We start from the raw sequence: 19284 nt of genomic DNA, 5'->3' as shown, positions 1-19284 counted from the left end.
ACGCCGTTTCCGCCGGTCCCGCCCCGCGCACGCGCCCAGGGCGGGACCGGTCACGGCACGCGGCCCTGGCGGGCCTGGAAAAAGATCTTCAGGCGTCTTCCAGACGGAACCCGACTTTCAGGCCCACCTGGAAGCGGCCCACCTGACCGTCCGTTATGTCGCCTCTGATCTCGGTCACCTCGAACCAGTCGAGATGTCGCAGCGTTTGGGAAGCGCGCAGTATTCCATTTCGGATGGCCTGATCAACGCTCTCCCCCGAAGTGCCGACTATCTCCGTCACCCGATACGTTCGATCCGTCATCCCATCATGATGCCCGCGATCGCACCCACCGGACCGGAGGTCTACCGTGGATAACGTGAAGCTGTGGCACCGCAGGCCGATCGTGCACGCCGTGACCGACGCCCGGCCCTCGCTCACCCAGGACATCGGCCGCCGGGAGAAGCGCTACCTCATCCAGATGGCGATCAGGACCATCTGCCTCGTGCTGGCCGTGGTGCTGGACACGCCCTGGCCGATCAGAGCGCTATTCATCGCCGGCGCGATCTTTTTGCCGTACGTTGCCGTGATCGGGGCCAACGAGCGGGGCAAGGGCGACACTCCGGAGCCGGAGGACGCCGGGCCTAACCAAAACGAGATACCAAGGCACCGTCGTGAGATCGGGTCGTGACTAAGTCTTGACGCATCCTATGGGTAGTAGGTGTACGCTTTAGCCAAGCGCTCTGGTCCCCCGTCAGGGCGCTGGTGCCGGCGTTCCGGGCCCCCGTCGGAACGCCGATGACGCGACGCCGGGTGGTTTGCCCCCGTAACCACCCGGCGTCGCCCTTTTCCGGGACTTTCTTCGCGTTTATGAGAATTCTTTGGTTTCCCTGGTCAAGGTGCGACCGCCCGGCGCCCGTTCACTCCGCCGTGTTGTCCGCCTCCCGCCGCTCGAACGCGCGGGCGAGCGCGGCGAGCCGTTCGGCGGCGTCGGCGGGGGCGGTGCCCTGCCCCTCGGCCAGGCCGAGCAGGTAGGCGGTGAGCGGCGCGGCCGGGCGGGCCACGCCGTGGGCCACGTCCTTGGTCAGGTCGAGCACCAGGTCGCGGTCCACGCGGCCGGGGTCGAGGCCGAGTTCGGCGCACACCAGGGCGGTCCATTCCGCCAGCACGTTCATCTCTGCTCCTTGTCTGGCCTGCCGTAGGTCGTCCATTGTGTCGCAGTCGAACCACGGGGTGCCCGGAAGCGCCAGGCCGGCCGGGGCGAGGGGGGCCAGCAGGCCGTGCAGCGAGCGTCCGTCGTACGCGGCCAGGGCCTCGCGCAGCGCCGCCGTGCGCCAGACGCCCGCGAGCCACTGCTCGCGGCCCCCGGCGTCGAGCAGGACGGCCCCGGCGCGGCCCTGGGCCGCGGCCAGCAGGCCATGAACGTGCGCGCCGGTCAGGAACGGCAGGTCGGCCGCGAGCAGCGCCAGCCAGGGCGCGGTGACCTCGGCCAGCCCGGCCCGTAGCGCGGGCACCGGCCCTCCCCCGGGCGGATGCTCGCGCGTGAACACCGCGCCGGGCAGGGGCCGCGACGGGCCGACCACGATGAGCCGACCGGCCTCGGGCACGGCGTCCGCCACCCGCTCCAGCAGCGTACGACCGGCCACCACCATCGCGGGCTTGTCACGCCCGCCAAGCCGCCGTGCGCCCCCTCCGGCCAGAATCACGGCGTCGTGAACGGCCCCTGTACCGGCAGGCACACCCGTTCCCGTACCCACCGCCGAGCCCTCCCCGGGTCCGCCCTCCGCGCCCGTTCCTATATCCGCCGATGTGCCCGACGCCGGGCCTGCCGATCGGCCCGCTCCCGGGCCCACCGCCGGACCCGCCGATGCACTCGCGGCGCCCGTTCCTATACCGGCCGATGCGCCCACCGCTGAGCTACCCGTCACACCCGTTCCCGTACCCACCGCCGAGCCCTCCGCGGGTCCGCCCTCCGCGCCCGTTCCTATATCCGCCGATGTCCCCGACGCCGGGCCTGCCGATCGGCCCGCTCCTGTACCGGCCTATGGGTCGCCGCTGGGCCGCCCGCTGCGCCCCCTCCAGAGCCCGCCGATGAACCCGGTGCTGGGGCGGCGGGGGGCATGGTGGGTCAGCCGCCGATTGCCGACATCGGGCGGGCCGGCTGCAGGAAGCTGGGGTCGTCGATGCCGTGCCCCGCGCGCTTGCCCCTGACCGCCGCCTTCCAGCGTTCGGCGAGTTCGGCGTCGGAGGCCCCCGCGCGCATCGCCCCCCGCAGGTCGGACTCCTCGGTGGCGAACAGGCAGTTGCGGACCTGGCCGTCGGCGGTGATCCGGACCCGGTCGCAGGCCCCGCAGAACGGCCGGGTGACCGATCCGATCACGCCCACCCTGGCCGGGCCGCCGTCCACGAGGAACAGCTCGGCGGGCGCGCTGCCGCGCTCCACCGGGTCGGCGGGGGTCAGGTCGAAGCGGGCGGAAAGAACGGCCAGGATCTCATCGGCGGTCACCATGCCCTCGCGGGTCCAGCCGTGCTGGGCGTCCAGCGGCATCTGCTCGATGAACCGCAGCTCATAGCCCCGCTCCAGGCAGAACTCCAGCAACGCGACCGCCTCGTGATCGTTGATCCCGCGCATCAGGACGGTGTTGACCTTGACCGGCAGCAGCCCCGCCTCGGCCGCGCCGGAAAGCCCGGCGAGCACGTCGCGCAGCCGGTCGCGGTGCGCCAGCCGGACGAAGACGTCCTTGTCCAAGGTGTCGAGGGAGACGTTGACGCGATCCAGGCCCGCCCCGGCGAGCGCGCCGGCCAGCCGGGCCAGGCCGATGCCGTTGGTCGTCAGTGACACCTGCGGGCGCGGGCGCAGGCCGGTGGTACGGGCCACGATCTCGGTGAGCTCACGTCTGAGCAGCGGCTCACCGCCGGTGTAGCGGACTTCCGTGATGCCCAGCCGCTCGACTCCGATCGCGACCAGCCGCATGATCTCCTCCGCGGTGAGCAGCTCGGGCTTGGGAAGCCAGTCGAGCCCCTCCGGAGGCATGCAGTAGGTGCACCGAAGATTGCACCGATCCGTGAGCGACACCCGCAGATCGGTGGCCACCCGGCCGAACGAGTCCAGCAGCACGGGCCTCACCTCCATCCTTAACTGGAAGATTACGGGAAGCCGGTTTTCTTCCCCGCATCGGCGATTCTTCCTGCCTCTCCGGGCCGTGCGGCGCGTCCTTGAGCACCGGAGCCCTCTTCTGTAAAGCGGGGCGTCGGAAAACCAGTGGGATCTTGACCCGCCCCTGGGCAGACTGGACGGGAGCACTACCGAGGAGACCATGATGCCGAACCAGCCCGCGCCCAACCTGCTGTCGTGGGCCAGCGAGATCGACGAAGGCGCGATCGCGCAGGCCGCCCGCGCGGCCCGGCTGCCCATCGTGTCCGGCCATGTCGCGCTCATGCCCGACGCGCACGTCGGCATCGGCGCGACCGTCGGATCGGTGATCCCGACCGAGGGGGCGATCATCCCGTCCGCGGTCGGGGTGGACATCGGCTGCGGCATGGTCGCCACCGAGACCTCGCTCACCGCCGCCGACCTGCCCGCCTCGCTCGACGCACTGATGCCGCTGGTGGAAAAGCGCATCCCGGCGGGCGTGGGCAAGGGCCACGGCGACCCGGCGGTGGACCGCGCGCTGGACGATCTGGGGCTGCCGCACACCGGCCTGACCTCCCGCCAGCACGCGAAGGTGGCCGACCAGTTCGGGACGCTCGGCTCGGGCAACCACTTCGTCGAGGTCTGCCTCGACGAGCGCGACCAGGTCTGGACGGTGCTGCACTCCGGCTCGCGCGGCATCGGCAACCAGCTCGCGACCATGCACATCACGGGCGCCAAGAAGCTGATGCGCGAGCAGGCGCTGGGCCTGGAAGACCCCGACCTCGCCTACTTCACCCAGGGCACCGCCGAGTTCGACGCCTACATCAAGGACATGCTCTGGTCCCAGCGCTATGCCATGGCCTCTCGTGCGCGGATGGACAAGGTGCTGGTCAACGCGCTGTTCCGGGTCGTGGGCAAGGGCACCCGGCTGCGCACGATCAACTGCCACCACAACTTCACCCAGGCGGAGACCCACCACGGCAAGCGGCTGTGGATCACCCGCAAGGGCGCGATCAAGGCCGACGTGGGCGACGAGGGCGTGATCCCGGGTTCGATGGGGACGCGGTCCTACATCGTGCGCGGGCGCGGCAACCCCGACTCCTACAACTCCTGCGCGCACGGCGCCGGCCGCCGGATGTCGCGCGGGCGGGCCAAGCGGGAGCTGACGGCGTCCTCGCTGATGCAGGCGATGGCGGGCCGCACCTGGAACGCGGACCGCGCGGCGGCGCTGGTCGATGAGCACCCGGAGGCGTACAAGCCCATCGACCAGGTGATGGAGGACCAGCGCGACCTGGTCGAGATCCGCCACACGCTGCGTCAGATCTTCAACTACAAGGGCTGATCGGCGGTCACGGGGGCCGCGATGCGCAGGGCCTTGACGAGCTCGCGGTAGAGCGCGTCGGCGGCAAGCAGTTCCTCGTGGCCGCCGGTGGCCCGGATCCGGCCGTCCTCCATCACGATGATGGTGTCGGCGTCGATCACCGTGGAGAGCCGGTGGGCGATCGTGACGACCGCCCCGGACCTGGCGCGGTCGCGGATGCAGTCCTGGACGGCGGCCTCGGTGAGGCCGTCGAGCTGGGCGGTGGCCTCGTCCAGGAGCAGCACGTCGGAGGTACGCAGCAGGGCGCGGGCCAGCGCGATCCGCTGGCGCTGCCCGCCGGACAGTGACGAACCGGACAGCGGGGTGTCCAGGCCCTCGTCCAGGGAGTCGATCTTGTCGGTAAGGCGGACCTCCGCGAGCACCCGGCGCACCTCTTCGGGCGTGGCGCCGGGATGGGCGTGGAGCAGGTTGTCGCCGATCGTGCCGGGCACGACGGGGGTGTCCTGCTCGACGTACGCGAGCCGGGCCCGCAGGTCGTCGTGGGCCTGCTCGCGGTACGGCCGGCCGTACATCAGCAGCTCGCCCTCCTGCGGTTCCAGGAAGCGCAGGATGAGGGAGAACAAGGTCGTCTTGCCCGCGCCGGAGGGGCCGACGATCGCGATGTGGCCGCGCCTGGGAATGGCGAGATCGACGCCGCGCAGCGCGGGCTCCAGGCCGGGGCCGTAGGCGGCGGTGACGCCGCGCAGCTCGATGACGGGCCCGTCCCCGGCGGGTCGCGGATCGGGCCGGCCCTGCCGTACGGCCGACGCGGCGGGCGCGTCCGGCTCCACGTCGAGCGCGTCGACCTCGCGGATGCGCCCGGCGGCGGCGATCCCCGACTGCAGAGCCGTGATGTTCTGGCTGAGCTCGGTGATGGGCTCCATCAGCCCGAAGGCGTAGAGCAGGAAGGCGATCAGGCTGGACACCTCCAGCAGCCCCGCGCCGACCCGCCAGGCCCCGAGGGCGAGGATCATGATGATCGCGAACTGGACGCCCGACCAGGCGACGGTCCAGGCGATGGCCTCCCTGCGCAGGGCCCGGATGCCGAATTCGGCCGACTTCTCTGCGTCGGCCACGATCCGGCCGGCCTGGCGCTCGCCGGCGCGGCCGGCCTTGACCGTGCGGATCGCGCGCAGCGCGCCCTCAAGCGCGCCGCCCATCCGCCCGACGTGCTCCTGTGCGCGCTCCTGCGCCTTGGCGATGCCGGGCATCAGGACGCCGAACAGGACGGCGACCACGGCCACCGCCGCCACCGTGGCGCCGAGCAGGGCCACGTCCAGGACGGCCATCAGGACCAGCGTGCCGATCAACGTGACGGCACCGTTGATCAGCGCGATGACGCTGGAGGAGGCCGCCTCGCGCAGCAGCACGGTGTCGGAGGTGACCCTGGTGACCAGCTCGCCGGGCGAGCGCGCGGTGATGGCGGGGACGGTGGCGCGGAAGAACCTGCGCACCATGGCGGCCCGGGCGTCGAGCACGACCCGCTCCCCCATCGTGCCGAGCACGATCCACTGCCAGGTCCAGATCAGCGCGCCGAACACCAGCAGCCCGAGCAGGGCCGTCACCGGGCCGCCGAGCGACATCGACGCGCCGAGGGAGTCGAGCACCCACTTGGTGACCATCGGGGTGGCCAGGCTCATCGCCGAACCGGCCAGGGCGAGCAGCAGCCCGCCTGCCAGCGTCCGCCGGTAGGGGCGAGCGAAGGACCACAGGATGCGGAGGCGCGAAAAGCGACGAGCTTCCGGAACAGTCATGGACACTAATGGAACAGCAATGTTCCACTAGTGTCAAACGAGTTTCACATCGGAACGCCTATGATTAACTTCGGGGATATGGAAGGTGAGCAGGAGGCCGAGACCCGCACGCGCACGCGCACCAGGCGGGCGATCCTCGACGCGGCCGTCGCCGTGCTGTCGAAGAACTCCGGCGCGTCGCTGAGCGACGTGGCGGCGGCCGCCGGAGTGGGCCGCACCACCATCCATCGCTACTACCCCGAGCGGTCCGACCTGGTCGCCGCGATCTCCCGCGACTCACTCGACAAGATCGAGACCGCGACGCTGCGCGCCCGCCTCGGCGAGGGCACCGCCACCGAGGCGCTCGACCGCCTGTGCCAGGAGTACTTCGAGCTGGGCGAGGTCCTCACGCTGCTGTTCAACGAGCCCACGCTCATGCAGGGCCCGGAGTGGGAGGAGGAGTCCGAGTCCGACCGCACGGTGCTGCGGCTGGTCGAGCGCGGGCACGCCGAAGGCTCGATCGATCCGGAGATGCCGCCCGAGTGGGTACAGAACCTCCTGTGGGGCCTGCTCTACATCGCCTGGGAGCATGCCCGCGCGTCCGGCGCGCCCCGGCACATGGCGCTGGCGCTCTGCCTGCGCAGCCTGGCCAAGTCGATCGCGCCGCCCGCTCAGCCGGGCAGTTCCCTGGCGCGGGAGTAGAAGGGCCGGAAGCCGCGGCGCTCGTAGTTGGCCAGCGCGTTGGGGTGGTCGCGGGTGGAGGTGTGCAGCCAGACCCTGCGGGTGGGCTCGCCGTACGGGCCGGTGGCCGCCCACGCCTGCCGTACCGCCAGGGTGAGGGCGTGCCCGCCGATCCCCTTGCCGACGTACTCGGGCACCAGCCCGAAGGAGTCGATCTCCACGTCGCCCCCGTCGCCGACCCGCAGATGAACGATCCCGGCGATGTCGTCGCCATGCTTGACCAGCCAGAACCGCCGTCGCGGGTCGGCCAGCTGCCCCGCCCACTCCTCCGGTGAGCGCAGTGCGCTCCGCCACTCGTACGGCTCACCGACCCGCACGTGCGCCGGCACGATGTGCGGCGAGCCGGGCGGGGCCCATTCCAGCGTCACCTCGGCCACCGGGCGGCCCGGCCGCAGTTCCGCCACGTCGGTCATCTCGACATATGTAATGATCTCTTCCACGAGAGCACATTACATAAATGGGAACGACGGAGGTAGTGATGACTTCCCTCATGCGCGCGGCGGCGCCCGGCGCGCGCCCGCCGATCACGGACGCGCCGGGCCGCCCCGCGCCATGAATGCGTCACGGCTACCTGGCCGGCGACCTCACCCGGGGCACCTCCGTCGTGTTCTGCAGCCGCCCGCCGCACGGCATCGGCGCGGACGTGGTGACGATCGACGACTTCGGCGGGGCGCGGGGTATATGACCCGGTTCCGTGCCATCCCGTGGCGGGTGGGGCGGTCGAGGAGGGGCACGCCGCGCTCGCGCGGCCAGTGGCGGCTCGGCGCGGCCTCGGGCCGCTTCGCGGAGGTTCCCGAGGGGCTGGGCGTGGAGAGCTCACTCAAGCCCGCCGACGAGGGCGACGGCGTGATCGTACGGCTGCGCGGCACCGGGCCGCTGCGCCTCGCCGTACCGGCCGGGGCGGTCCTGGACTCCTCGCCGCTTGAGGAGAACGGCGCGCCACTGCCGCTGGACGGCGGCACGGTCATGGTGGAACTGGGCCGCTACCAGACCCGCACCCTGCGGATCCGGCCCTGACGGTACGCACGGGGGCCGCCCTCAGACGGTGATGTCGCCACCCGCGGCCAGCAGCAGCGCCACGTCCACCGCCGCCACCGCGACGGCCGCCCAGAACGGGGCGCGGGGGTGGCGGCGGGCCGCCGTGAGGCCGGTCGCGGTGGCCGCGACCGCGATGGGCAGGCTCGCCCAGCCGGCCGGGCCGGGGCCGCCGGGCGGGCCGAGCACGAGCAGCGCGGTGGCGGCCAGCAGCGGGACGGGAAGGAGCGCCCGGGTCCGGGCGCGGCCCAGTCGCTGCGGCCCGCCGCGCACGCCCGCGGCCAGATCGTCGTCGATGTCGGGCAGCACATTGGCCAGGTGCGCGCCCACGCCGAGCAGCGCGGCGGCGAGCACCGCCCACCAGGCGGGCCCGGGCGCGCCCGGCAGGCCGAGCGCGACGAACACGGGCAGCGCGGCGAATCCGGCCGCGTACGGCAGGAAGGACAGCGCGGTCGCCTTGAGCCCGAGGTTGTAGGCCCACCCCGCGCCGACGCCGAGCAGGTGTGCCGCGCCCGCCGCCGGCCCTGCGGCCAGCGACAGCGGCACGCAGCAGGCCAGCGCGGCCACGGCCGCCGCCCGCACCACACGGCCATCGACCGCGCCGCGGACCGCGGGTTTGTCCGTACGGCCCGCCGCCGCGTCCCTCCCGGCGTCCACGGCGTCGTTGCCCCACCCGATGGAAAGCTGCCCGGTCAGCACCGCCGCGCCGACCAGGACGCAGCCCGCCGGATCGCGCCCGGCGATCGCGGCCAGCGCCGTGACCAGCCCGGTCACCACGACGGTCGGGCCCGGATGGCAGGCTCCGGCGAGCCCCGTGACACGCCGGACCGCGATGGTCGTCATCTGGCCGATCGTAGAGCGCGCAGGCGCTCGGCGGGCGCGTCCGCGAAGCGCCGGGCGCGCCGGGGCGCTCGGAGCCCCCTGACCGCCGGGACGGGGACGTACGCTGAAAATCATTGACCTTGAACCGGGGGGAACTACCACAGATGCCGCAAATCGCCGCCGTTCGGGGAGCCCTCCCACCCAACCGCTACCCACAGGACGAGATCACCGACGCCTTCGCCGGCCTGTGCCTGCCGGTGGGCGCCGACCGCCGGCTGCTGCGCCGCCTGCACGCGAGCGCCCAGGTCGAGCACCGCAACCTGGCCCTGCCCCTGGAGCGCTACGCCAAGCTGGACGGCTTCGGCGCGGCCAACTCGGTCTTCATCGACACCGCGGTGGACCTCGGGGCCGAGGCGATCGGCGCCGCGCTCACCGCGGCCGGCCTCACCCCCCGCGACGTGGACCTGATCATGTTCACCTCGGTGACCGGCATCGCCGCCCCGTCCGTGGACGCCCGCCTGGCCGTCCGGCTCGGCATGCGCCCCGACCTCAAGCGGATCCCGGTGTTCGGCCTGGGCTGCGTGGCCGGCGCGGCGGGCCTGGCCCGGCTGCACGACTACCTCCTCGGCCACCCCGGCGATGTGGCCGTGCTGCTCTCCGTGGAGCTGTGCTCGCTCACCATCCAACGCGAGGACGCCTCGGTGGCCAACCTCGTCGCCGGCGCGCTGTTCGGCGACGGGGCCGCCGCCGTGGTGGTCCGCGGCGACCAGGCCGCGGGCGGGCGCGGGCAGGGCCCGCAGATCGTCGCCACCCGCAGCCGGCTCTACCCCGAGTCCGGCCACGTGATGGGCTGGGACGTCCGCGACACCGGCTTTCGGGTGGTTCTCGACGCGAGCGTCCCCGACGTCGTGCGCGCCTACCTCGCCGAAGACGTACACGGCTTCCTGGCCGACCACGGCCTGACCACCGCCGACATCACCGCGTGGGTGTGCCACCCCGGCGGCCCCAAGGTGCTGGAGGCCGTCGCGGAGACCCTGCGCCTGCCGCCCGGCGCGCTCGACGTGACCTGGCGTTCGCTCGCCGCCATCGGCAACCTCTCCTCGGCGTCGGTGCTGCACGTGCTGCACGACACGCTGCGGCTGCGCCCACCGCCCCCGCCCGGCACCGCCGGGCTGCTCATCGCGATGGGCCCGGGATTCTGCGCCGAGTTGGTCCTGCTGCGCTGGTGACCCAGGGCATAGGGTCGTGCCATGCCGACCGGATACCTCGTCCTGATCCTGCTCGTCGGGGCCGAACGCCTCGCCGAGCTGGTGGTCGCCCGCCGTAACCTGCGCTGGAGCCTGGCCCGCGGCGGGGTGGTCAGCGGGCGGGGCCACTATCCGTGGATGGTGGTCCTGCACACCGGGCTGCTGGTGGCCTGCCCGCTGGAGGTGGCGCTGGCCGGGCGGTCGTTCGCGCCCGCGCTGGGCTGGCCGATGCTCGCGCTGGTCATCGCCGCGCAGGGACTGCGCTGGTGGTGCGTGGCCACGCTCGGGCGGCGCTGGAACACCCAGGTGGTGGTGATCCCGGGGCTGCCGCTGGTCACCGGCGGGCCGTACCGGTACCTGCGCCACCCCAACTACGTCGCGGTGGCCGTGGAGGGGGCGGCGCTGCCGCTGGTCCACGGCGCGTGGGTCACCGCGGTGGCCTTCACCGCGCTCAACGCGGCCCTGATGGCCGTGCGGATCCGCGGTGAGGAGGCCGCGCTGACCACCGCCTCGGCGCCCGCCGCGCCGTGATCGACGTGCTGGTCGCCGGTGGCGGCCCGGCGGGCCTGGCCACCGCCGTCCACGCGGCGCTGGCCGGGATGGAGGCCGTGGTGGTCGAGCCGAGGGACGCGCCGGTGGACAAGGCGTGCGGTGAGGGGCTGATGCCGACGGGCCTCGCCGCGCTGCGCGCGATGGGCGTCTTCCCGCAGGGCAGGCCGCTGCGCGGCATCCGCTACCTGACGCCCGCGCACCAGGCGCAGGCCGACTTCGACGAAGGCCCCGGCCTGGGCGTACGGCGTACCGCGCTGCACGCCGTCCTGCACCGGCGGGCCGAAGAACTCGGGGTGCGGATCGTCCGCGGCCGGATCGACCGGCTGAGCCAGGACCACACGGGCGTCCACGCGGGCGGGATGAGCTGCCGGTGGCTCGTCGCCGCCGACGGCCTGCGCTCGCCGCTGCGCGCCGCGCTCGGGCTGGACGTCCCGGACACCCGGCCCCGCAGGTACGGCCTGCGCCGCCACTACCGCGTCGCCCCCTGGACCGACTTCGTCGAGGTGCACTGGGCGCCGGGCGGCGAGGCGTACGTGACCCCGGTCGGTGACGGCCTGGTCGGCGTGGCCGTGCTCAGCTCGCAGCGCCTGGCCTTCGACGAGCACCTGGCCCGATTCCCGGCGCTGCGCGCCCGCCTGTCCGGACCGCCTGACGGCAAGGTCCGCGGGGCAGGTCCGTTGCGGCGGCGGGCCCGCGCCCGGGTGGCGGGGCGGGTGCTGCTGGTCGGAGACGCCGCAGGCTACACGGACGCGCTCACCGGGGAGGGCGTCTCACTCGCGGTGCTGTCGGCGCGGGCGTTGGTCGGCTGCCTGCTGGCCGGACGTCCGCAGGCGTACGAGGCGGCGTGGCGGCGGCTGTCGCGAAGGCACCGGCTGCTCACCGAGGGCCTGCTGTGGGCCACCCGCGTGCCCGGCGGAGCCAGGGCCATCGTCCCGGCGGCCCAGCGTCTCCCCGCCGTCTTCCGCACCGCGATCAACCTCCTCGCCTGACCCGCGTCACCACTCCACGCCGTCGCCGTCGGCGAACCGGTCGAGCACCGCGTCCGGCGGCTCGCCCGCCCGCCGGAACCGGCGCGTCTCGCCGGTGACCGGGCTCGGACGGGCTGGTCGCCGGGGGGCTCAAGTCGTGGCGTGATCGTCGACGTAGGTGCGGGCGGCGGCGAGGCCGTCGTGGACCTGCGGGATGTCGTGGGCGCGGGCCACGTTGAGCGCGTAGCGCGGGCATGAGCCGGTCGGCGCGACCACGTGCAGCCTGACGCCGGCCCGGGTCAGCTCCCGATGCAGCCGGAAGAGGGGGTTGATGCCCGCGCTGTCCAGGCAGGTCGCGCGGGTCAGGTCGATGACGCAGACGCCGTGCTCGGGCCCGGCCCGGCTGACCGCGTCGTGCAGCTCCGCCGTGTTGGCCGCGTCGATCTCGCCGGGCACCGCCGGCTCGGCGTGGCCGGCGGAGCTGCGGATGACGAATCTCGCCGAGGTCACGCCAGCTCCTTGCCTCGTAAGCGGCGGCGCATCCGCACCGTCGTGCCTTCGCCCGTCTGGTCGATGCTCACCGAGTCCATCACCGCGCGCATCAGCGCGAGGCCCCTGCCCCGGTCGGACGGCCGCGGGTCGCGCCACCCGCCGCCGTCCCTTACCTTGATCGTCACCAGGCTGGCGGTGATCTGCCCGCTGACCGAGATCGCCCCGTCGCCGAACCGGTGGCCGTGCTCGGCCGCGTTGGCCACCGCCTCGCTGCACGCCAGCAGGAACTCGTACTCCTCCAGCCTGGTCAGGTGCGCCACCCGCAGCCAGCGCGACAGGCGGTGACGCAGGTCGCCCAGGTCGCCGCGCGCGGCGGGCACCTCCAGCTCCAGATCGAGCGGCGAGCCGCTGGTGCGGATCAGCAGCACCGCCGTGTCGTCACTGCCCGGCGGCCCGACCAGCGAGATCAGCCGCTCTCCCAGGCGGTCCAGCGAGGAGGGCGCGGTGGACAGCCGGGCGGACAGGCGGCGCATCCCGAGGTCGATCGGCTCGCCCCGGCGCTCGACCAGCCCGTCGGTGTACATGACGAGGACCGAGCCGGGCGGCAGTGTCTCGGTGAAAAGGCCGTAGTCGTCCGGCCCGCCCACGCCGAGCGGCGGGGCGACGGCGCTGCGCAGCGCCCGGACCCGCCCGTCCGGGAAGCGCACCAGCGGCGGCGGATGACCCGCGTTGGCGTAGTCGAACCGGCCGCTGGAAAGGTGCAGGACGCCGCAGCAGACGGTGGTCATCAGCTCGGGGCCGAGCCGTTCGGCCACCCGCGCGCTCTTGGCCAGCGCCGTGGCGGGATCGTGGCCCTCCAGGAGGTAGGCGGACAGGGTGCTGCGCATCTGCCCCATGATGGAGGCCGCGGTCACCCCGTTGCCGGACACGTCGCCGATCACCACCGCGACCCGGTCGTCCTCCAGCGGGACCAGGTCGTACCAGTCGCCGCCGACGGTCACCTCGGCGCTGGCCGTGAGGTACTTGGCCCAGGTGGTGAGCCCCGGCACGCTGGGCAGCCGGTCGGGCAGCAGGCTGCGCTGGAGGGTGGCGGCCATCCGGTGCTCGGTGTCGAAGCGGTCGGCCCGCTGCAGCGCGTACGCGCCGAGGCCGGCGATGGCGGTCAGCTCCTCCTGCTCCTCGGCGGTGAACTCGCGCGGCTCGGCCAGCCGTACGGCGAGGCCGCCGACCACCTGGGTGCCCACCGCGAGCGGCAGTGAGGCGAGCCCCGCCGCGCCGCCCGCCGTCCAGCGCGGCGTGCGGTCGCACATCGCCCGCGCCAGTGGGTGGTCGGCGGCGTGGGCCGGCTCGGCGGCCCACGCCTCATCCCCGGCCGCCGCCACCGCCACCGTGGTCAGCGAACGGCCCGCGGTGGGCATGACCACCACCGCGTCGGCGTCGAGCACCGCCTTGGCGTGCGCGGCGACCGCGCTCGCCACCTGCTCCACGGTGAGCGCCCGGGACAGGCTCGCGGTGATCTCCTGCAACCGGGCGCTGCGCGCCGCGGCGGACTCGACCGTACGGCGGGCCAGGCGCTCGACGTGGAGCAGCCGCGCGTAGTCCAGGTGCAGGGCCAGCCGCCGGGCCAGCTCGGCGGCGATCATGCGGTCCTCGCCGTCGTAGGGCGCGCGGCCGTCGCCGCCGACGAGGGTGAGCGCGCCGAGGACGCGGCCGTGGACGGTGATCGGGCTGACGATGGTGTTCGGGGTGTCCGGGCAGGAACCGGGCGGGCCGGGCGTGGGGCACGGCTGCGCGCCCGCCTCCAGCCAGCGCTCCAGCGTCTCGGCCGGCACCCGCACCTCCGGCTCGCCCGCGTCCGCCCTGGCGTGCATGAGCCGCCAGGTGCGGGAGTCGGGGCCGCTCACCTCGACGGTGCACTGCTCGGCGAACCGGGTGGTCAGGATCGTGCCCGCCCTGGTCAGCCGGTCGCTCAGCGCATCGGTGCCGTCGAGTCCCGTGGTGATCTCGGCGAGAACGCCCAGGCGCTCCTGGTGCCGTTTGCGCCGGGTGATGTCCACACAGGCCCCGACGAACCCGGCGAACCGGCCGTCGCGGTCCACTCTCGGCACGCCGCGGACCGCGAGCCAGCCGTAGGAGCCGTCGGCGCGGCGGAGCCGGTATTCGAGGTCGAACGGCCCGAGCCGGGCGTACTCGTCGTGCGTCGTGCCGGAGATCAGCGGCAGGTCGCCGGGATGCACGCCGTCCATCCAGCCGTGGCCGACCTCCTGCTCGGCGGCGCGCCCGGTGTACTCGCACCACGCGCGATTGACGAACTCGCAGCGCCTGGCGGCGTCGGCGGCCCACACCAGCGCGGGCGCGGCATCGGCGAGCGCCCGGAACCCCTCCTCCCCGGGCGACAGGCGGATCTCGCGGGTGCGGCGGAGTCGCCCCATGATCAGGTGGGCGCCGACCCTGGCCACCAGCTCGGCGCCGGAGAAGGGTTTGATCAGGTAGTCGTCGGCCCTGGTGCGCAGGCCGCCGGCCGCCTCCTCGCCCGGGCGGGCCGAGAGCAGCACCACGGGCAGCGGCTCGGTCGCGGGGTCGGCGCGGATCTCGCCGACCAGATCGACGCCGTCGCTCTGGGGCGCGTCGGAGTCGGCCAGCACCATGCCGAACCGCTCCGTCCTGATGAGGTCGATCGCCTCCCTGCCGCTGGTCACCGAGCGGGTCGTCCAGTGCTCACCGAGGATGCGCTCCAGGTAGTCGCGCATCTCGGAGTCGTCGACGACCAGCAGAACCCGCTCGTCGCGCACGACGGCCGGCGGGTCGGCCGGTGCGCTTCGCGGGCGCGGCGCCAGGGGGCCCGCCTCGGTGTACGGCGGGGCGCCGGTGGTGTCGTGGAAGGTGCAGAGCACACCGCCGGCCCGGCCCTCGCGGCCCGGCAGCGGCGCGCAGCAGATCGTGTAGACCCGCTCGCCGTCGAGCCCCTGATCGGCGGGGGACGGCACGCGGAGGACCTGGCCGCAGATCCTGCCCGCCGCGCCGTCGCGCATCACCCGCTCGGCGAGCGGGCCCAGCGCCGCCCACACCGGCGACCAGCACTCGGCGGCGGGCCGCAGCAGCGCGCCCGCCGCCCGCGCCGGGCCGAGCAGGGGCAGGCAGGCGTCGTTGTGGATCTGGCGGAGATCGCGGCCCCACAGGACCGCCATCGGCACGACCGCGCCCAGGCTGATGGAAAGCCCCGTCCGCAGCCCTTCGGGCCAGTCGCCGGGCTCGCCCAGGGGCGTCGTCGCCCAGTCGATCGCGCGCAGCGCCCGGGCGGTCTCGCCGGGTCCGGCGAACAGGGCGAGGTACGGCACGCTCTCCGCCCGGGCGCGACTGGAGACTGATCTTGCTGGCATCCCACGAGCCTTGTCTCGCGTAGGGATCGAAAAGCCGAATTACGACGAGAAGACATTAGCATCGGCCACTCCGACTACGCCCGGGCGTTAGAAAATTAATCCCGCGGATTTCCCCCTACCTACTATTCCGCAATAATCCACGATCAACCCCTATGCGGGATTTATCGCCCGAATACCGACAACCCCATCCACCTGGGAGTTCTCTAGAGAGCCCGGCCCATGTGCCCGCGTACGCCGCCCCCGCAGCCGCACCGGGGCCCAGAAGATCCCCCGGCGCGTAATCCCTTGGACGTACGAGCATGGTTAGATGGAAGGTTTCGCTCGGGACGCTCCCGGCGAGAGCGGGTATGTCACCCGGTTATAGATCCGGTCAATTTACACATTCCGCCCGGCAAATCCCAGGGAAAGGGATTTCTCTCCCGAACGCCGGGCATTCTTTCCGGACGGCTCAGCCCAGTTCGTATTCGAGGACATAGGAGTGCGTGCCGTCCGGGGCGATGTCGATCCGCCCCTCGCCGCGGATGCCGGTCAGTTCGCCGGTGCCGGTGCCGGTCACGATCCGCCAGACCAGTTCGCCCTCGCCGCCCGGTCCGGCCGTGGCGGTGTGCTGGAGGACGAACGAGCCCTGACGGCCGGACGCCGCGCCGGTGAAACGCTCGATGCCGGAGTAGGCCAGCGGGGCGTCGTCGCCGGACACCACCGTGATGATGTCGGTCGTGCTCGTGCCCTCAAGATCCCCCTGGAAGGTCTTGCCCACGCGGACGCGGGCGAGCTTGGCCCCCTCACGCTCGTCGTACTTGTCCTCGTCCCATGTGTCGACGTTGAATACGCCGCTCGCGCTCACCATGAGAGGGATGCTGCCCGCCGTACCTGTCAGATGCCGTCAGGTATGCGCGGCGAACGTCCCCCGGCTTGGTAAAACGCGAACGCCCGGCTCCGGAGAGCCGGGCGTTCCGTGGCCGATGACGGCCAGTCCGCGACTACTACCGGTTATCGGCCGGAGCCGCCCGGCCGGACGGGGTCACCGTCATAGCGGTTCCCGCCGTAGACCTTGACGTAGTCGCTGGCCTCGGCGGGCGTGAGGTGCCGCGCCCCGTCGAAGACCGCGCGCCACGTGCCGGACCAGCGGGCCCGGACGGCGGTCGAGAACGAGCCGTCGCCGCGGGTCCTCACCGACTCCACGTGGTGCCACCTGTACGAACCCTTCGGCTGGAAGAGGATGTCGATCTCCTTCCAGCCGAGCCGGTGCCACCGCTCCTGGTCATCGCAGGAGTCGGAGCGGATCACATATGTGAGACCGTCGACGTAGTCGTCGCTGCACTCGACCTTGAGCTTGCCGCGGAGGTGCAGGGTGCGCCCCCTGTGGATGGGCTCAGGGCCGGCGTCGAACGACAACTGCGTCTGCCCGACGTCGACCGGGTTGTCGGCCGCCGCGGGGGCGGCCGTGGCGAGCCCGAAGGCTCCCAGGGCCGCCGCCGCGACGGTGACCGCTACGGTACGTCGCAACATGGTGACTTCCTCTCCCCAATGGAAAAGGCATGCCTCAGGATGCATACCTGTAACCAAGGACGGGTAAGCCATCTCAGATGTTGTACGGACGATGATCACGATTTGGTCACGACAGATCCATGGGCTTGCCTATCTTTGCGGTGGGTTCCTCAGATCAGCGATCTTCCCGGCGTAACGCCCGCTCCCGGTGTACCTGACCCGCCACTGCCCGGTCCCGGCCGAGGCCGAGGGGGCTGAGACGGTACGGGCGAAACGGCCCCGGCGGTCGGTCGTCACGGTGGCGAGGCGGGTCCACTGCACGCCGTCCGGACGCCTGAACTCGATCACGACCTCCTGCTCGGGGAAGGGCGCGTAGTCGAGCAGGCCCTTGGGGTCGACCCGGGTGAGCACGCCCCGCACCCGGACCTTGCCGGCCCGGCCGCCGCCCGCCGGCACCGCCTCGGCGGAGGTCAGCCGGGTCTCCCTGCGCAGCCAGAACGAGGTGCGCGCGGTGACCTCCTCGCCGCCCGCGCCGTGCGCGGTCGCGGTGACGGTCCAGCGGCCCGCCGGGTACCTGCGGTCCAGCGCCTTGGCCGGCAGGAACCGCCAGGTACGCCAGTCGGAGGCCAGCCGGGCGGTGGCGTAGGCGGTGTGGTGGATCGCCGCCCCGGGCATCGCGGGCGCCAGCGTCCCTCCGGGCTCGATGTCCTGCTGCGGCACGGTGGGGTGGGTGTGGCCCCGGTGCGGCACCACGGGGTACCGGTCACCTGTCGGCGGCACCGCGGGATGGATGGGGCGCAGCGGCCTTTCCTGGGGCAGCGCGGGTCGTACGGGCCGCGCGGGCGGCAGGTCGGGACGCCCGGCCCCGGCCGGGGCCGCCATCCGGTCGGCGCGCTCCCGCTCCTTCCCGGCCCGATCCGTACGCCCCGGCGACACGCCACGTTCCGCATGTCCCCGCTCGACGCCCTGCTCCCTGTCCCCCCTGTCGGCACGCCCGGGCACGCCCACCGGCCCCCTGTCCGACCGACCCGGCATCCCGGCCTGGTCCCTGTCCGTACGATCCGGACGGCCCGGCATGCCCACCGGCCCCCTGCCCGGACGGCTCGGCACCGCGGCCTCATCCCTACCCGTACGATCCGGACGGCCCGGCATGCCCACCGGCCCCCTGCCCGGACGGCTCGGCACCGCGGCCTCATCCCTACCCGTACGATCCGGACGACCCGGCATGCCCACCGGCCCCCTGCCCGGACGGCTCGGCACCGCGGCCTCATCGCCGGCCGGGAGATCGGGGCGGCCGGGCATGCTCACCGGGCCCCTGTTCGGGCGATCGGGGCGGGCGGGCGGCGCGCTCGTCTCGTCCCTGCCCGGACGATCGGAGCGGCCGGGCCGGACCGCCCACTCGGGCAGGTCATGATGGGCGGGCCTGCCGGAGTGCGTCTTCTGCCGCTTCTTGGCCGCCCTGCCGGGCTCTGCCGCGTCCTGCGGCGGATTCGGGTTCGCCATGCCGGCGTCCGGCCGGGCGAGGCGCGCGGGCAGCACGGAACGGCCGGACCGGCCGATCAGGCCGGGCCTGCCGAACTCCTCTGGCCGCATGGGAGGCGTGAACTCGGCCGGCCGGGTGGGAGAAGTGGTCTGTCCAGGAGTCGCGGGCCGGATCGTGGGCTCGTGCCCGGAGTGCGCGGGCTGCTGGGAGCCGCCCGGCTCGCCCGCCGGGTCCTGCGGGCCGGGATCGGCCGGGATCTGCTCCTGCGCGGAGTCCTCCGGAGCCGCGGGAGGTACGCCGGGCGGCCGGGGACTTCCCTGGCCGGGGTCCTGCGGGCGGGGACGCGGCCCCATCGGCCGCGGGGCCGGACGGTCAGGACGCGGGTCGGGCCGGGGTTCGCTTCTCGGATCAGGACGCGGGTCGGGCCGGGGTTCGGATCTGGGGTCGGGGCGCGGGTCAGGGCGTGGGTCCGGGGCCGTGCCCGGATCGGCGGGGTCGGGAGCCGTTGAGTCCGGATCGGCGGGATCAGGGGCCGTTGAGCCGGGATCGGTGGAGTCGTCAGGGCCGCCGGGCCGCTCGGGAGGCGGAGCCGGTGGCTCCGGACGTCCCGGTTCGACCTTGATGGTGACGCCGTCACGTCCGACCGCGCCACGCGCCACCACATCGATCACCATGCGCACGGACCCTTTCGCCCCGACGACCGGATGCGCGGGCCGTACCGTGATCGAGCCGATCTCCAGCTCCTCAGCCGCGGCGGGTGTCGCCTGCACGAGCATGGGCGCGACGAGCGCGCCCGCCGCGAATGAGGTGAGAAGAAGTCTCTGAGTCATGATCAAGACGGTATGAACCGCCAGGTAATGCCAGAGCCCCCGA

Annotated in this window: 19 protein-coding genes; 8 read left to right on the top strand and 11 right to left on the bottom strand. The window is 73.3% G+C overall.

Features of this window, described 5'->3' with window-relative positions:
- Positions 1-88: 88 nt before the first annotated feature.
- Positions 89-301 carry a dodecin gene (locus ACH34R_RS30665; RefSeq protein WP_111169827.1) on the bottom strand — a complete coding sequence of 71 codons (213 nt, stop codon included), beginning with the start codon at positions 299-301 and terminating at the stop codon, positions 89-91.
- Positions 302-356: 55 nt separating this feature from the next.
- On the opposite strand from ACH34R_RS30665, the gene ACH34R_RS30660 reads away from it, so the two are divergent.
- Positions 357-668 (top strand): DUF3099 domain-containing protein, encoded by a 312-nt coding sequence (locus tag ACH34R_RS30660; RefSeq protein ID WP_111169833.1) that lies wholly within the window; start codon positions 357-359, stop codon positions 666-668.
- Between the two features lie 229 nt (positions 669-897).
- Here ACH34R_RS30660 and ACH34R_RS30655 read toward each other — a convergent pair whose 3' ends face one another.
- Together ACH34R_RS30655 and moaA are read right to left on the bottom strand one after the other, a co-directional pair.
- Entirely contained in the window at positions 898-1716 is an 819-nt protein-coding gene (locus ACH34R_RS30655; RefSeq protein WP_397564998.1) for an NTP transferase domain-containing protein, read from the bottom strand.
- A gap of 389 nt (positions 1717-2105) precedes the next feature.
- A complete protein-coding gene (gene moaA / locus ACH34R_RS30650) occupies positions 2106-3095 on the bottom strand; it encodes a GTP 3',8-cyclase MoaA (protein ID WP_397565169.1) in 990 nt (329 codons plus the stop codon).
- 202 nt (positions 3096-3297) lie between these two features.
- Between moaA and ACH34R_RS30645 the strand changes: the two genes are divergently transcribed.
- Positions 3298-4452: an RtcB family protein gene (locus ACH34R_RS30645; protein WP_397564997.1), complete on the top strand. Its 1155-nt coding sequence runs from the start codon at positions 3298-3300 to the stop codon at positions 4450-4452.
- Here the strand turns inward: ACH34R_RS30645 and ACH34R_RS30640 are convergent.
- Positions 4440-6224 carry an ABC transporter ATP-binding protein gene (locus ACH34R_RS30640; protein ID WP_397564996.1) on the bottom strand — a complete coding sequence of 595 codons (1785 nt, stop codon included), beginning with the start codon at positions 6222-6224 and terminating at the stop codon, positions 4440-4442. The two genes, ACH34R_RS30645 and ACH34R_RS30640, sit on opposite strands and share 13 nt — an antisense overlap.
- A 78-nt stretch (positions 6225-6302) precedes the next feature.
- Here ACH34R_RS30640 and ACH34R_RS30635 point away from each other — a divergent pair, with 78 nt between their 5' ends.
- Entirely contained in the window at positions 6303-6905 is a 603-nt protein-coding gene (locus tag ACH34R_RS30635; protein ID WP_397564995.1) for a TetR/AcrR family transcriptional regulator, read from the top strand.
- Here ACH34R_RS30635 and ACH34R_RS30630 read toward each other — a convergent pair.
- A complete protein-coding gene (locus ACH34R_RS30630; protein ID WP_397564994.1) occupies positions 6875-7384 on the bottom strand; it encodes a GNAT family N-acetyltransferase in 510 nt (169 codons plus the stop codon). The two genes, ACH34R_RS30635 and ACH34R_RS30630, sit on opposite strands and share 31 nt — an antisense overlap.
- 116 nt (positions 7385-7500) lie before the next feature.
- Here ACH34R_RS30630 and ACH34R_RS30625 point away from each other — a divergent pair, with 116 nt between their 5' ends.
- Together ACH34R_RS30625 and ACH34R_RS30620 are read left to right on the top strand one after the other, a co-directional pair.
- Positions 7501-7629, top strand: coding sequence for a hypothetical protein (locus ACH34R_RS30625; protein WP_397564993.1), 129 nt, complete (start codon positions 7501-7503; stop codon positions 7627-7629).
- Positions 7626-7961 carry a hypothetical protein gene (locus ACH34R_RS30620; protein WP_397564992.1) on the top strand — a complete coding sequence of 112 codons (336 nt, stop codon included), beginning with the start codon at positions 7626-7628 and terminating at the stop codon, positions 7959-7961. The genes ACH34R_RS30625 and ACH34R_RS30620 overlap by 4 nt, the downstream gene beginning before the upstream one ends.
- A 21-nt stretch (positions 7962-7982) precedes the next feature.
- Here the strand turns inward: ACH34R_RS30620 and ACH34R_RS30615 are convergent, their stop codons facing one another.
- The gene (locus tag ACH34R_RS30615) at positions 7983-8822 is read right to left on the bottom strand and encodes a UbiA family prenyltransferase (protein WP_397564991.1); all 840 of its coding nucleotides are present in this window, start codon (positions 8820-8822) and stop codon (positions 7983-7985) included.
- A gap of 143 nt (positions 8823-8965) precedes the next feature.
- On the opposite strand from ACH34R_RS30615, the gene ACH34R_RS30610 reads away from it, so the two are divergent.
- The 3 genes from ACH34R_RS30610 to ACH34R_RS30600 are packed head-to-tail and all read left to right on the top strand — an operon-like array spanning position 8966 to position 11589.
- On the top strand, positions 8966-10030 hold the full coding sequence (locus ACH34R_RS30610) for a type III polyketide synthase (RefSeq protein WP_397564990.1): 1065 nt from the start codon (positions 8966-8968) through the stop codon (positions 10028-10030).
- A 21-nt stretch (positions 10031-10051) separates the two neighbouring features.
- Positions 10052-10579, top strand: coding sequence for an isoprenylcysteine carboxyl methyltransferase family protein (locus tag ACH34R_RS30605; RefSeq protein ID WP_397564989.1), 528 nt, complete (start codon positions 10052-10054; stop codon positions 10577-10579).
- Positions 10576-11589: an NAD(P)/FAD-dependent oxidoreductase gene (locus tag ACH34R_RS30600; protein ID WP_397564988.1), complete on the top strand. Its 1014-nt coding sequence runs from the start codon at positions 10576-10578 to the stop codon at positions 11587-11589. Before ACH34R_RS30605 ends, ACH34R_RS30600 begins: the two co-directional genes overlap by 4 nt.
- Before the next feature lie 129 nt (positions 11590-11718).
- On the opposite strand, the gene ACH34R_RS30595 is transcribed toward ACH34R_RS30600, so the two are convergent.
- From ACH34R_RS30595 to ACH34R_RS30575, 5 genes are all read right to left on the bottom strand, one after another.
- A complete protein-coding gene (locus ACH34R_RS30595; protein ID WP_397564987.1) occupies positions 11719-12078 on the bottom strand; it encodes an STAS domain-containing protein in 360 nt (119 codons plus the stop codon).
- Positions 12075-15440 carry a SpoIIE family protein phosphatase gene (locus tag ACH34R_RS30590; RefSeq protein WP_397564986.1) on the bottom strand — a complete coding sequence of 1122 codons (3366 nt, stop codon included), beginning with the start codon at positions 15438-15440 and terminating at the stop codon, positions 12075-12077. The genes ACH34R_RS30595 and ACH34R_RS30590 overlap by 4 nt, the downstream gene beginning before the upstream one ends.
- A gap of 448 nt (positions 15441-15888) precedes the next feature.
- On the bottom strand, positions 15889-16287 hold the full coding sequence (locus tag ACH34R_RS30585) for a DUF3224 domain-containing protein (protein WP_397564985.1): 399 nt from the start codon (positions 16285-16287) through the stop codon (positions 15889-15891).
- A 143-nt stretch (positions 16288-16430) separates the two neighbouring features.
- Entirely contained in the window at positions 16431-16949 is a 519-nt protein-coding gene (locus ACH34R_RS30580; RefSeq protein WP_397564984.1) for a hypothetical protein, read from the bottom strand.
- 129 nt (positions 16950-17078) lie between these two features.
- Positions 17079-19241, bottom strand: a complete 2163-nt coding sequence (locus ACH34R_RS30575) for a hypothetical protein (RefSeq protein WP_397564983.1) — start codon at positions 19239-19241, stop codon at positions 17079-17081.
- Positions 19242-19284: the final 43 nt, after the last annotated feature.

The sequence above is a fragment of the Spongiactinospora sp. 9N601 genome (assembly GCF_044326295.1).
Lineage (GTDB): Bacteria > Actinomycetota > Actinomycetes > Streptosporangiales > Streptosporangiaceae > Spongiactinospora > Spongiactinospora gelatinilytica.
Note: the sequence above shows the minus strand (reverse complement) of the source record. Positions and strands in the feature narration are given on the sequence as shown.